Annotated in this window: 13 protein-coding genes; 4 read left to right on the top strand and 9 right to left on the bottom strand. The window is 67.6% G+C overall.

Annotated elements, in window-relative coordinates:
* Positions 1-470: 470 nt before the first annotated feature.
* Complete coding sequence (locus ACIBCU_RS37950) at positions 471-1,202, bottom strand: Crp/Fnr family transcriptional regulator (protein ID WP_399237209.1); 732 nt, start codon at positions 1,200-1,202, stop codon at positions 471-473.
* Positions 1,192-1,458, bottom strand: a complete 267-nt coding sequence (locus tag ACIBCU_RS37945) for a hypothetical protein (protein WP_399237207.1) — start codon at positions 1,456-1,458, stop codon at positions 1,192-1,194. Before ACIBCU_RS37945 ends, ACIBCU_RS37950 begins: the two co-directional genes overlap by 11 nt.
* A gap of 685 nt (positions 1,459-2,143) precedes the next feature.
* Here ACIBCU_RS37945 and ACIBCU_RS37940 point away from each other — a divergent pair.
* Entirely contained in the window at positions 2,144-2,422 is a 279-nt protein-coding gene (locus ACIBCU_RS37940) for a helix-turn-helix transcriptional regulator (RefSeq protein ID WP_399237205.1), read from the top strand.
* Here the strand turns inward: ACIBCU_RS37940 and ACIBCU_RS37935 are convergent.
* Positions 2,407-2,862 carry a hypothetical protein gene (locus ACIBCU_RS37935; RefSeq protein WP_399237203.1) on the bottom strand — a complete coding sequence of 152 codons (456 nt, stop codon included), beginning with the start codon at positions 2,860-2,862 and terminating at the stop codon, positions 2,407-2,409. The two genes, ACIBCU_RS37940 and ACIBCU_RS37935, sit on opposite strands and share 16 nt — an antisense overlap.
* Positions 2,863-3,526: 664 nt before the next feature.
* Positions 3,527-3,730: a hypothetical protein gene (locus tag ACIBCU_RS37930; RefSeq protein ID WP_399237201.1), complete on the bottom strand. Its 204-nt coding sequence runs from the start codon at positions 3,728-3,730 to the stop codon at positions 3,527-3,529.
* 176 nt (positions 3,731-3,906) lie between these two features.
* Between ACIBCU_RS37930 and ACIBCU_RS37925 the strand changes: the two genes are divergently transcribed.
* Both ACIBCU_RS37925 and ACIBCU_RS37920 read left to right on the top strand, forming a co-directional pair.
* On the top strand, positions 3,907-4,161 hold the full coding sequence (locus ACIBCU_RS37925) for a hypothetical protein (protein WP_399237199.1): 255 nt from the start codon (positions 3,907-3,909) through the stop codon (positions 4,159-4,161).
* 444 nt (positions 4,162-4,605) lie between these two features.
* Positions 4,606-4,758: a hypothetical protein gene (locus tag ACIBCU_RS37920; protein WP_399237197.1), complete on the top strand. Its 153-nt coding sequence runs from the start codon at positions 4,606-4,608 to the stop codon at positions 4,756-4,758.
* Positions 4,759-4,862: 104 nt separating this feature from the next.
* Here the strand turns inward: ACIBCU_RS37920 and ACIBCU_RS37915 are convergent, their stop codons facing one another.
* The 5 genes from ACIBCU_RS37915 to ACIBCU_RS37895 form a co-directional block, all read right to left on the bottom strand.
* Positions 4,863-5,048 carry a hypothetical protein gene (locus tag ACIBCU_RS37915; protein ID WP_399237195.1) on the bottom strand — a complete coding sequence of 62 codons (186 nt, stop codon included), beginning with the start codon at positions 5,046-5,048 and terminating at the stop codon, positions 4,863-4,865.
* Between the two features lie 726 nt (positions 5,049-5,774).
* Entirely contained in the window at positions 5,775-7,277 is a 1,503-nt protein-coding gene (locus tag ACIBCU_RS37910) for a hypothetical protein (protein WP_399237193.1), read from the bottom strand.
* A 660-nt stretch (positions 7,278-7,937) separates the two neighbouring features.
* Entirely contained in the window at positions 7,938-9,089 is a 1,152-nt protein-coding gene (locus ACIBCU_RS37905; protein WP_399237191.1) for a caspase family protein, read from the bottom strand.
* Complete coding sequence (locus ACIBCU_RS37900) at positions 9,086-9,442, bottom strand: hypothetical protein (RefSeq protein WP_399237189.1); 357 nt, start codon at positions 9,440-9,442, stop codon at positions 9,086-9,088. The genes ACIBCU_RS37905 and ACIBCU_RS37900 overlap by 4 nt, the downstream gene beginning before the upstream one ends.
* 274 nt (positions 9,443-9,716) lie before the next feature.
* Positions 9,717-10,514, bottom strand: coding sequence for a hypothetical protein (locus ACIBCU_RS37895; RefSeq protein ID WP_399237187.1), 798 nt, complete (start codon positions 10,512-10,514; stop codon positions 9,717-9,719).
* Between the two features lie 1,667 nt (positions 10,515-12,181).
* Here ACIBCU_RS37895 and ACIBCU_RS37890 point away from each other — a divergent pair.
* On the top strand, positions 12,182-12,385 hold the full coding sequence (locus tag ACIBCU_RS37890) for a hypothetical protein (RefSeq protein WP_399237185.1): 204 nt from the start codon (positions 12,182-12,184) through the stop codon (positions 12,383-12,385).
* The last annotated feature ends 6 nt before the right edge of the window (positions 12,386-12,391 follow it).

Raw genomic sequence — 12,391 nt, 5'->3', positions numbered from 1 at the left:
CGCGCGTCCTCCTCCGGAGGAACGACGCACGGTCCTACGGACCGTCAAGACACAAGACCCTACGGGTCTTCAAACCCATTCCTCCGGAATGGGTTTGGGGAATCCCTCCGGAATTCCCGCATGCGGCACGGGAGGTGATGCGGCGTCTCCGGCGGCAGCAGGCCCCGGGGGTGACAGTAGGTCAAACGGCTGGGCGGTCTGCCCGCACGGCTCCGCAATGCGGGCAGACCTGATGCCGAATCATCCCTGTCAACACGGCTCGTGGTAACGGCACAGACGACTACGCACCAACAAGAGAGGGTCGGTCGCCCGGGCCCGGGCCGTAAACCGCGTGCCTCTTTTTTGGTGGTAGCTAAAGACTGGAATCAGTCCCTCCCACCACAGCGCGCTGCCGTGTCACCAGCGACACTGGTGCGTGAACGGCCGAAGCGGCTCTCGGATGGACCATCCGAGAGCCGCTGGCTCCGCACTTAAGCAGCCTTCGCCACGGCTCCATTGGCCACGGCATGCAGATGGTCGCGGTCGAGAATCGTGTAGGCGCGGTTCGCCCGTCCGTTGCCTGTGGAAGCGAGCACACCCGTCTTGCGCAGGTAGCGCATGCTCTTCTCGATCGAGGCCAGGCTCACACCAAGGGCATCAGCGAGGTGCTTCTGTGTCGGTCCGTGCAGCTGGCCCTCCCCGATCGGCAAGAGGCGGGCGTCCTCCAGGTCGGTGGCCTGGTGAGCGAGGTAGTGAATGAGCTGGGCAAGGCGAGCAGCTGCCGGACGAGGATCCAGCCCGTATACGACGTTGTGGACATGGAGCTGAAGGAGCAGGGCCTGGTTCAGCATCCGTTGCACGCTCAGGTCCCGCAGGGCCCAGCTGCGCAGGACGTCGCGGGAGATCCGGATCGTCCATGTGGTGCACAAGAAATCGACCCACGGGCGCACGAACGTCTGCCCCGAGAACACGTCGAGGTCGCCGAGCCATCGTTCGGACCCCCACAGCCGGCCGCTGTCAGCCACAACGCCAGTCACGACGATCTCTACGAAGTTACGCTCGATCGGTATCTCCTCGCGGGAATGCCGGTACAGCGTGCTGCCGGCCGCGAGAGCCGCGGCAGCTTCTATGCCGACGCCCTTGGACTGGAAGTACTGCGTCAGGCGCACCCGGACGCTGTTGCGGCGCGGGTGGCGTTCCGGGTACGTCTCGCTAGACGCCATGTCGGATTCCCTCCTCAGTCGATCGAGAGGAGGCGGGGGGCCCGGTAGCCACGACAGCAACAGCAGCAGCGGTCGGTGGCTGCGGTTCGGTGAGGAGGCGTACGACGGGCACCATGGCGCCGATGAGCGTGCCCATGGCGAGGATGACGGCCGCGATGCGCACCGGCGTCATCTTGAGGTGGAAGATCGTAAAGCAGACGGTCCCGAAGACGATCAGGAATAACACCGCGACGATCACGAGAACAGCTATGGACATGGAAGCCCCCTCGGGGGAAGGGGCGGTCGACTGCTCGGCTGTCCATCCCTGGCGAGGGGATGCTCAGCCGAGCCCGGTCAAAGACCGGAGACCGCCAGATGAACTCTTCGGACCTGCAGCACTAGCCGAAGGGCACGCCCCCGAAGGGGGGAGGTCTCCTGCGACCGGTAGCGAAGGACTTTACAGACATCAGGCGAACCGTCATAACTTCCCCTACGCGTAGGGGAATCGCTTGATCACTTAGAGGAACATCCCTCTGAGCGGGGCAACTTGACGGATGTGACGTGCGCCATATTGGAACGGGTGTTTCGGCCGCACTTATGCCGTACAAGTACGGTTCTCGGGTCGGCACGGCAAGGAATCGCCTCGGTTTACGGCATAACTCACCGGTAGTCGCGGTTACATAGACGCGTTGGACATGGGCCTTGAACTCGCCCGGACTTCAGCATCATCGGGCCTCCCGGGAGGGTGGCCCCCTTCTGGGGCCCGATGGAAATACGTCACGGAGGGCCCCACCGGTCGGTGGGGCCCTCCGTGTTTTCTAGGAATCCTGGCTCTCCACCGGGACAGCCGCAGCACGGCGCCCCCGCGCTGCGCACATCAGGACGGTCCCGCTGGCGAAGAGACGCGAAGGCCGACAGGTGGTCGACCCGGTGCTCCTCTCGCGGGCGGGGAGGATGTGGGTATGAGCTCGCGTCCGATGCTGACCCAGCGGGAGGCTGCCGCCGCGTGCGGTGTCAGCCTCAGCACCATCCGCCGCCGCCGCGAGGCCGGCGACCTGCCGGGCGCCGTGCAGGATCCCGTACGGGGCTGGGTGATCCCGGTCGACGACCTGCTCTCCGCAGGCCTCCGCCTCCACGCCCCCTCCCCGCCCGACAAGGTGGCGCCTGCTGGCACGCAGGAGCGCCCAGTGGCCCCGGGGTGGCCGAGGAGCGGAGCGCGGCGGCTCTACGGGCCGAACTGAAGCGTGTACGGCACGAGCACGCCCTGGCCGTCGCCCAGGCCGAGCACGGCCGCCTCCTGGCCCAGGCCGAGGCGCAGCACCTGCGGGAGCAGCTGGCGGCACGGGGAGAGCACATCGTGGACCTCCGGCGGACTCGGGCGGTGTTGATGCCCGTCTCGTAGCGGCCTTGGCGACGCGCGCCTCGGTCTCGCGGAGCGATGTACGGGCGGCTTCCCGGCCCGCATCGTGTCGATCGCGGTGACCACGACGGTGAAGGCGGGGGCCTGGATGGCTCCGGGATGACGGTGCGCGAGGTAGGCGCGCGCGACCGCCGTCTGGACGGTGACGACGACCAGGAGCAGCGGCAACGAGCAGGCTTGCCAGGCGCGGCGCAGGACTGGGTACGCGGCTGGGTGATCCCGGCCGACGACCTGCTTGCCGCAGGCTCCGGCTCCACGCACCCTCCCCGCCCCGGCGAGGCGGGTCCCCCAGCCTTCCGGACCGGAGGATCGGCCGGTGGCCGCGGAGCCGGAACGTGGCTGCGCTACGGGCCGAACTGGAGCGCCTGCGGCACGCACACGCCTTGGCCGTGGCCGTGGCGCAGCACCTGCGGGAGCAACTGGTGGTGCGGGGCGAGCGCGTTGCGGGTCTCCGGGCGAGACCAAGCCCGGAGGGTCGGCGGAATCGCCGCTGTTGGGTGGTTTCGCCGACCGGGGTGCTCGGTGAGAGCCGATGCGTTTCCGGTTCACTCTCCGAGGCGGATCTACGCAGTCAATGGGTTCTCAGACCGCAACCTTAGGGGCCGGAAAAACGAACGGGTTCAGCGTTGCTGCTCAATGACCTGCCGTTTTGGCCCATACGGTCCTATCCGGGGGTTCTAGGTTGTCTTGGGTCTCACACTTCCTCCGGCGCCGGTGAGGAGGATGTGCGGGACCAACGGGCGGCGTTCGGCGGGAGCGCATGGTCGAGGGCATCCTCTTCCCGGGGGCACCGTCGGGGTGCTGACGGAGGGAGCGAGGCCATGACCGAGCGGGTGATGACCCAGGAGGAGTCGATCGAGTACCTGCTGCGGCGCTCCGGGCGACACGACGACGTCGGCAGGGCTGGTTGATCCCGGTCGACGACCTACTCGCCGCCGGGTTCCGGCTGCACGCACCCTCCCTGCCGGACGAGGAGGCGCCTGCTGGCGCCCAGGAACGTCCTGTGGCCGAGGAGCAGGGCGCAGCGGCTCTGCGGGCCGAGCTGGAGCGTGTACGGCACGAGCACGCCCTGGCCGTGGCCGAGGCGCAGCACCTGCGGGAGCAGCGTGGCGGTGCGAGGCGAGCACATCGCGGACCTCCAGCGGGCGCTGAAGGCGTTGATGCCGGCGCCGGAGCGGCCGGTGCTCGCGCAGCCGTCGGTGCCGGGGCAGGCGCAGCCGGAGGGTGGATCCGCGGGGGCCCTCGAGGAAGAGCCGGCGGGAGGCGTGGAGCGGCGCCGGTGGTGGCGGCGGGGCTGAGAGGGCGGTGTACGCGATCGAGGTCGTCGACTTCGCCTGCGAGGCCATCGAGACCAAGAAGGGGATGGACGAAGGCGACCCCTTTCGCAAGGTGATCAAGGTGGACGTCGCTGGCAAGTTCAGCGAAGGCGTCCCGCTCCATCTCGCAGATGAAGGCGATGTACGCCAGCACCGACCGATTTGGTCCACATCAAGTTCGACACATCTTCCTCGCGGAGACCGCCTTCCCGAACTAGTTCGCCTGCTTGCGGAAACAGCCTGAGAGCTGGGAGAACGCCCCGGTGTGGTGAGAAGGGCACGTATTCAGTACTGCGACGTCGTTCTACCGGCACGAGGTCGCCGTCGCGTGGTGCTGCCAGCGCAGGCGGTTTCGCACATGGGTTGACCTGCGCCAATGCGCTCGTGACCTGCGGACAAGGCTCAACTGCCAGATGCGGGACACAACCTGTCGGCCAGTCTGGATTGTCGGGGGTGGGCCATAGGGTTCGAAACGGCCCGGCAATGACTGAGGGAGACCACCGCACGGCCTGCTTCCCGGCCGCCGTACGGCGATCTCCCTCACGTCTGCCGATGGTCCGTCCGATCCCGATCGAGAGAGCAGAGGCCCATGGCAGTCCCTGATGTCCCCGTTCCTGGAAGCGATACCGGGGTATCGCTTCCCGAAACTGCTTCCGACCGTACCCGAGAGCACTGTCAGTCGAGCCGGATGGGCTGGGCGACACTCGCCGTGGGCGTGGTGTCCATGGGCAGCGTTGTCGCCCTGGCCCTGGCCAACCAAGCCGAGGCCGCTACAGCCCTCGGCTCCACGGCTGCGGCGGTATGCACCGTCGGCGGCGGCCTGGCCATGCACCGCCGTTAAGGCAGACGTAGCGGAGGGCGGCACCCGGCGTGGCTGCCGCTCTCCGTCGTCCAGGTACTGCGTCAGCTGGTGTCGAACTGACCACCGCGGCTGCGGACTGACGCTCACCGCCGACGGCTCATCAGCGCCATCGTGATGAACGGAGTGACCAACGTGCCCATGGAGCCCATCACGGTCGCCATCACCGTAATGGGGGTCGCGGCACCGGGCCGCAGCCAGGCGATGACGGCAACACCGCCGCTCAGCCCCATGAAAACCACCGCGCCAAGCACGGCAAGGACCGCCACCACCCACGTAGCGGTAGAAGGCGTAGCCGGCACAGCGGGCGAGGCAGGCGGAACGGGCGCGGGAGCAGGCGGCTGCGGAACGGTCGTAGACATAGATTCCCCCTCGGGACAGGACCACGGGCATGCAGCTGCTGCTGCACCCCTTGGGCTATGAGAACTGCGGAAACGAAAAGAGGCCCTGGCGGGAAACCAGGGCCTACTCATTGATGCGGGCATAAAAAAAGCCCCCGTCAGATGAAAAGACGAGAGCTCGTTGTCTGCGGACAGACCTGTGGTGCAGTTGCGTTAACCCCTGCGAACACAGAGGTGGTGCAGTTTCTTAAACCCCTGCAGGCACGCTGGGGACGGGTTCCACTATCCGGCATCAACGACGCCCCGTCAAGCCCTTGTAGATTGCGGACGGTTGGGCCGGAAAGTGACACGGGGCGGTCTGAGCACCTGGCCCTCCACCGTGTGGACGGAGGGCGTAACCGTCAGATGACGGCGATTGTAGATCAGTCCCACAGCAAACTGCTATAGGCACCCTGTGCGCTTCCGTCGAGCCGTCACTATCCAGGCCATCCCCGTGCCCCTGGCGTGGGCAGTTGCCACATGCTCCAGGCGCTCTACTTCGGGCCGGAAACCCCGTGCAGCGCTTGGGCACGGCAGCGTGGCAGCAAAAGAGATCGAGCCGCACTCCGCGGGTGTGCCCCGGGGCGCACACGGGGCCGGGGGCACACGAACGACGGTTCAGCGTGTGCGAGGCGGGGTCATACGGGCGTGCAGCAGGGCGGCGCGGGTGAGTTCGGCGCCCCTCTTGTGCTCCTCGTTGAACAAGGCTGTCAGGCCCTTGGAGGCGTTGTAGTGCTGGTGCAGGTCGACGGTGGCGCCGAGGTCGTCCAGCAGCTGGTCGGTGACGGTCGCGGCCTCGCTGGCCCGGTCGCCCCAGCCGTCGCCCCACCACGGGTGCTCGGTCGGCGTGCACGGCGCGGGGTGGACGTGGCCGTCGCTGGTGATCACCCACAGGGTGTGGTCCAGGACGACCGAGGCGAGTTCCGACCCGCCGGCCGGAAGGGAGAGCGGCGCGTAGAACCGCCATGCCTGCTTGCCATTGACATGAGGGGTGCGCAGGACAGGCATGTCGGTCAGCGGGTCGGTGAAGAACGCCTCCGCCTTGGCGTCCTGGGCGAGGACGGCATGGGCTGCGGTCGGGTCGCACATCGTCAGCCGGCGAGTCCAGCGGTCGCTGACGGTGCCCGGCTGGAGGGGGATCTCGGTGACGGCTCCGAAGGGCAGCAGCTCCGGTTCACGGCCGAGGGCAACCTCGAGCGCGGCAACGGCGTCGGGGTGAACACTGAGGGCAAGCTTGTGCCAGCCGGCCTGGAGGGCCTGTCGGTTCCCGTCGCACGGCAGAGGGTGGTGGCTGGTGTCAGGCACGGCGCCGGCGGTGACCTGGTTCGGTGTCTCGCCGTACCCGTCCTTGCAGAAGATTCTGATGTCGTTGTTCGTGTGATCGATCCGGCTGTTGCGGATGCCGTTGGCCATATCCGTTGCCGCGGCCCGCGAGGTGACGTCGAAGACGTCGTTGGCCGCCGCCCTGCGCAGGATCTTCTCGTTGTCGTTGGCCGGCACTTCGACCACGGCCGCCCGGGCGCCGGGCCTCCACTCCCGGATGACCTTCGGATGGCGCAGCAGGTCTGGCCACCAGGGCAGCACTTGACCGACGAGAGCCGCCAGGTCGCCCCAGCTGGCCTCGTATTCGATGCCCGGGTGCGCGAGGTCGGCGGCCACCAGCGCCGGCCCTCTGAAGCCCATGTCGCCGTACAGAGAGCAGACGGTGACCACACCGTCCTTGCCTCCGCCACTGGTGATGGCGGAGGCGACGTCGGTCGCGGCCTTGGAGGTGGTGCTGTGCACGAGGCGGATGACGCCGAGGTCGGTGTGCCAGTCCAGTGCCGGCCCCCGCACGGTGTCCTTGTATCCGAGCCAGCGGCCCGGGGTCGGGTTCTGGGGCAGCGGGCGCAGCAGGACGGCCCCGCGGTGAGCGAACTCCTGCGTACCGGCCGCCCAGGAGTAGACCTGGGTTCCGTCGAACACTTCCTGGGGTTCCTGCCGGTCGAATGACCTGGAGGGCTTCTCCGTCGGCTTGGGGAACTTGTCGTACTTCCGTGCCAGCCGCCACATGCCGAACGTGTTCACGCCCAGCAGGTGCTGCACTTCCAGCCTGGTCAGATAGCTGCTACTCACGCCCATACCGCTACTCCTCGCCGTCCCCGGACCGATGTGGCCCCAGGCCAGATCATGGGACAAACCAGTCGTGCGGCACCCGGTAAGCGCCGTGCCCGCCCGGTTCCTCACCCGCATTGGCCGAGAAGGCGCTCTTGCCAAGTCCCTGCGAGAGGCAGGCCTGATTGCAGCCTCGGGGAAGGCCTGCCTGGAACCGCTCAGGAGAAAGCTGTTGCGAGGCCTTCGGAGTACTGGAACTCGATCGCAGCCCAGTGACCAGGCGTTTTCATCGTCAGGGCCGGTGGAGTCGTCGATGTTCCGGTCAGCGCCCTACGGCGCTTCGGAGGTCAGACATGAAGCATCTGGGTAAGCATCGGGATTCGGACGTGCTCGGCTGTTCTGAACCGAAACTGGAGCGCTGCTGAAAGAGTTGCTGCGTCAGTCAGCTAGTCGATTCGGGGGATGTGGAGCTGTGGCAAGGGAGCGCAAGGGGTACTACCGGGCAGCTCACTACGTGAAGCCCTCCTCGTCCTCGAGCCGATGGAAGAAGCCGTCCACAGGCGCGGTCCTGGTGGTCGGCTTCGTGGCCATCGCCGGGTGGAACACCCTGGTCGGAAACGACTCCGCCGGCACACAGAAGGCCCCTCTGCCCCACCCCTCTAGCGCTTCGGCTTCGGCTAGCCCCGGTCAGTGACCCCGGCCGCGCCAAAATCCGGAAAGCCGACGCCGTGCCTTCCCGGACGCAGCTTTGTCTTCGCCGGGCGCCTGGGTGCCCGTCTCCTGGATTGTGGCTGCGTTGCGGCGCAGTTCCCGCCAGGTGCTGTGCCATTGCTGGATCTGGTCGTCAGGGACGCCGCAGGCTGACAGGTAGGCGGCTGTGGTGCTCCAGGTGGCGGGGAGCGTGTCGCGGTTGACCAGTTTGCTGATGGTTCCCGTGGAGAGGCGTCCGTCTGAGCGGCGGCTGACCTCCTGCTGAGTCAGTCCGCTTATCTCTCGTGCACCCGCGAGGCTCGTGAAGAAGCCTGTGACGGTGCGGATCGAGGTTGGGTCAGGCCATAGTCGGTGGGCGGGCTCGGGGTTTGCTCCAACGGGGGCGGGGCCCCCGGCAGGAAGGTCCGCGTGGTTGCGCACGAGCGCCACTCGGGCACCGCTGTTGCGGTTCCTGGCCTGGGGAACGGGATGCCCGCGCGCTTCCAGGGTCAGGCGCAGGTGGTGGTAGACGGTCTCCAGGTCGAGCACAGGTGGGCCGCCGGGGATGCCGTTACGCAGCGTCTCGAGGAGGGCGCCGGTGAAGGCGGTGTGGGAGTCGCCGATCGGGGCCAGGGCGGTGCGGGTCTCGGCGGAGGCTGCGAGCAGGAAGGTGCCTTCCACTGCGGCGTGGTCGGCGAGTCCCTGCGGGGCGCTCATCCTGCCGAGGGCAAGACCGCTGTAGCAGCAGTCGAGGAGGACGATGTGCCGCTGCGCTCGGGAGTTCAGGAGAATCTGGCGCAGCCAGTCGTAGTCCAAGCTGGTTTCGATCCGGTCCGGCTGTGTGTGCGGCATGGCCAGTGTGAGCGCGTCGTGGGGGTCGATGAGCCCGTGGCCGGCGTAGTAGACGATCAGGGTGTCGGTGGCCTCCGCCGCCGCCTGGCGCAGTGGCTCCAACACGGTGGCGTGGTCGGGCGGGTTCTCGACGACGGTCACGTGCGGGGTGGGCATGCGCAGGGACAGCGGGCCGCTCAGGAGGTCGGCGAGGGCGGTCAGGTTGTTCGAGGCGGCCGGTAGCTGCTCGAGGTGCTCGTAGCGGCTCGTGCCGATGAGGACTGCCCTTGAGGCCCCGGGGTCAGGCAGGACGCTCACGCGTCACGGTCCTCGCCGGCAGCCGCGTTCAGTGCTGCGGTCGCCCGCTCGATCTCCTCGGGCGAGCAGTCGGTAAGGATGATGACCGTGTCCCCGTGGCGGATCTCCACCCGCGGTCGCTGCGGCCGGGTTTGCCGCCACGCCGCCAGCGCCAGTACGAACGATGCCGCGCTCCACCCGTTCCCCGTCACCAACTGCAGCACGTCGAGTGCCGTGCCCATCTCCCCCGGCTGCGGCGTGCTCCCCCGCACCTCAGTCTCTGCGGACCTGCGCACATCCGGATCCGAGCGCAGCCACCCCTGCAACGACCGCAGCTCCCTCGCACCCGACTCCAAACGCACCTCTAACCGCATCCAGACCTCCTCGCGTACGGGGCAGAGCGCCTCGGTTGACGACTGCCGATGGCTATCGTCCCCCACCAGCCCAGCGCTTGAGGCAAACCAGCAAGAACAGGGCTGACACTGCGGACACGGCAAGCGCGGTGCTGCGGTCCGATGTGCGCCTTGGGCCGGACATGCGGTGTCCGTCCCGATGCCTCTGGAGTCCGCGGTTGCTGATTCCACTGACAGGCTCGCCGCCCGGGCGCCGCCGAACAGTCCGGCACCCGCTCTACTCGTTCTGAGCTGTCTATGTGGGGAGGGTGAAGCGGTCCTGGTGGGCGAAGAGGGCGGTCACGGCGGGCTGGAGGTCCCCTTGGTCAGCGAGGTCGACGTTCTCGGGGTTGGCGGCGTTTGCCAGGAGCCCGGAGAGCTGGTGGATCGAGTTGGCCACCCGCGTCGCCTTCAGCCTGTCGGGGTTGAGGTCGGAAGCGCCTTGGGCCGCCGGCGCGTCCTGGAGGGCTATGTCGGCCTCGTAGGCCTCCCGGAGCCGCTTGGGCCAGGGCATGCTGAGAGCCGCTTCCGGCAGCGGCGTGCCGGTCTGTATGGCGCTGCGCAGTGCGGTGTCGTGCGTCTTCTGCGCGGTGATCGAGCGGTCCGCCCTGACCTGAAGGTCGGTCACGTTCAGCAGCCGTTGGGCGAGTTCCCGGATCGCTGTGGCGTTGCTGACCGCCCATGCGCGTTCGGCGCGCCGGTCGCGTTGGTCTCGGGCGTACCCGATGCGTTCCTGCTGCGTCAGCGTGGAGCCGTGCAGTTCATCCATGTCGGTGCGCAGCTGGAGGTAGCGGCGTTCGGCTGCCTGTCTGCTGCGCAGTTCCAGTGCTTCTGCCAGGCGTGCCCAGGTGACCTTCTTGCGGCGGGCGGCGGCGATGAGGCGGCGTTCGTCCTCGGCCAGCTTCTCGCGCAGCGCTCTGATGACCAGGATGCTGGCGAGCAGGTCGGTCTCGGGGAGCTCGTCGGCAGCGTCCAGTTCGACGAGTTTTGCGATCTCGTCGTATTTGTCGGCGACTTCGCTCAGTGTGCCGGTCGGGGGGAGGGGGCCGCTCACGTTTGCCATCTCTCCCGCCCAGCCGGTGGGAGCTTGAGGGGTGGTCAGGTGTTGCCAGGCGTGCAGCCGGTTTCTCTCGGCCTGCGGGCGAACAGGTGATGTCGCCTTCTGGACGACTCTTTGTGTCGTCTTCCGGATGACGAAATGAGGTACGGGCATCTTTGTATCTCCGAATTCAAGGGTCGTTTTATTCGCCGGTGTCGATGTCGGCCCCGCCGCGGGGCGGCCGCCGCCGCCTCCAGGCCGCGCGAGCACCTGCCAGGAGTGCGACGGCCGCGGTGAAGGCCGCAGCTCCGAGGAACTGGGCGCCTGCATCACGAAGGATGGAAAGCATGCAGGTAGGACGCACGTTGTGAGCCGGTGGCCGTGCGTCGCTCTCCTCACTGGTCTACAGGGGCTTGGGTGGGTGCTGCCCGGCTCGTGCAGCTCGGACCACGGCCAACGGCCACTTCACTCAGGTGCCTTTCTTCCAGCGCGAAGCATCGGTGCCGTGCGGGCGCGGAGGGCTCACGCTTTGCCACCAACGAGTCTTACCGAAGTTTCACCACACATATGACATCGACAGAATTAGCCACCCTGCGCCACGCCTTGCCATACCTTCAATACGGGCATTTTCGATTTCACAGCCCACGCGAAAGAAAGCGGAATTCCTTCTTCACGCACAGGTGAGATATAGGCCGGGGGCGTGTGCGCACCGATGCCGGCGACGGCTCTCCCGTGCCGGACCACGGCTTCGCCGGATTGGCGCCCCGAAGGAGCGGCGTCCGTCATGAGCGCCGCCTCTTCGGGGCGTTCCCGCGAGGAGTCGCTGCCTCCGCCCGGAGGGGCCCGGGTGTGCCCCGTCGGATTGTTCAGGCGAAGGAGCACCTGTGGGGTGCGCCCACACCCCCCTTGTTCACGCCGAGTTGCACCGTCTGCGCATGTGGGCCGCGAGCTGCGGCGCGCATGCGTGGATCTACACGGGCAACGGCTTCGGCAGGCCTTTACCTGGCTCGGGTTCAGTCGACCCACGCGGCGCGGCGCCGGGGCGTGAGTGCCTCCAGGCGCCGGGCTGGCGGTTCGATGATGTTCTGGCGCCGCGAGGGGCGGCGCCAGAACAGTGAACATCTCCCGCGGCAACGGGGCTGCTCCATCTCCTGGGTGACTGTGTTGCCCGCAGTACTTCGGAGAGCCCGTCGGCGGCCGTGAGGCGTGCGGTCAGGCACGCATAAAGATCAGGCATGAGGGCCCGTAGGTCAAGGGTGGGACGCGGTCGCGGGAACTGGGGTGGCAAGTGTGGTCCTGAGCTGCGGTGATGTGGGTTCCGGCGTGTCCGAAAGCGGTGGTGGATCGTGGAACAGCCCTGCGGATTATCACTCTCAGTCACCGTCGTGCCCGTTGAAAGGTGGGACGGAACTGCGGAAAGGATCCCGCCCCATCGTCCTTGACCAGGCATGTTCCTCAAGAAGGGGCCGACGTGGGCCTGGACCGACCAAGGGACACACCTGCGGATTGTGCGCCTGGGGGTTAGTGCTGCGGGCCGGGATGCTGCAACATCGCTAACCACCCCGGGGCGGCGGCAACCGGTCCGGCGCACCATCAGCACAGCCCGCAGTAGCTGCAGTTGAGCCCGCAGTACGTGTAGTTGAGTCCACGACGCAAAGTTAGGCAATGAGTTGAATAAGGCAATGTGCGGCACCTCGCGTCCTCTGACGGCGCCCGAGGCGGTCGTCCTCATCGTGATCATCATCGTCGCCGCTGTACTGGCCGCCGCCGGTCTGCCGGCTGTCAGCGTGCTCGTCCTGGTCCTGGAGGCCCTCTCCCTGGGGCGCCGTCTCCTGGTGAGGCTGCGGCGCGACGGCGCCGCGGCGGTGCGGCCCGCGCAGGCCTGACTGTCT

Source organism: Streptomyces sp. NPDC051064, from assembly GCF_044455985.1.
Classification (GTDB): domain Bacteria; phylum Actinomycetota; class Actinomycetes; order Streptomycetales; family Streptomycetaceae; genus Streptomyces.
The sequence above is the reverse complement of the archived record's forward strand: the minus strand, read 5'-3'. Positions and strand labels throughout refer to the sequence as shown.

What these genes read in the sequence shown, in the direction of transcription:
- ACIBCU_RS37950 (WP_399237209.1), bottom strand. Translation starts at nt 1,202, where the DNA reads ATGGCGTCTAGCGAGACGTACCCGGAACGCCACCCGCGCCGCAACAGC.
- ACIBCU_RS37945 (WP_399237207.1), bottom strand. Translation starts at nt 1,458, where the DNA reads ATGTCCATAGCTGTTCTCGTGATCGTCGCGGTGTTATTCCTGATCGTC.
- ACIBCU_RS37940 (WP_399237205.1), top strand. Translation starts at nt 2,144, where the DNA reads ATGAGCTCGCGTCCGATGCTGACCCAGCGGGAGGCTGCCGCCGCGTGC.
- ACIBCU_RS37930 (WP_399237201.1), bottom strand. Translation starts at nt 3,730, where the DNA reads ATGTGCTCGCCTCGCACCGCCACGCTGCTCCCGCAGGTGCTGCGCCTC.
- ACIBCU_RS37920 (WP_399237197.1), top strand. Translation starts at nt 4,606, where the DNA reads ATGGGCTGGGCGACACTCGCCGTGGGCGTGGTGTCCATGGGCAGCGTT.
- ACIBCU_RS37910 (WP_399237193.1), bottom strand. Translation starts at nt 7,277, where the DNA reads ATGGGCGTGAGTAGCAGCTATCTGACCAGGCTGGAAGTGCAGCACCTG.
- ACIBCU_RS37900 (WP_399237189.1), bottom strand. Translation starts at nt 9,442, where the DNA reads ATGCGGTTAGAGGTGCGTTTGGAGTCGGGTGCGAGGGAGCTGCGGTCG.
- ACIBCU_RS37890 (WP_399237185.1), top strand. Translation starts at nt 12,182, where the DNA reads ATGTGCGGCACCTCGCGTCCTCTGACGGCGCCCGAGGCGGTCGTCCTC.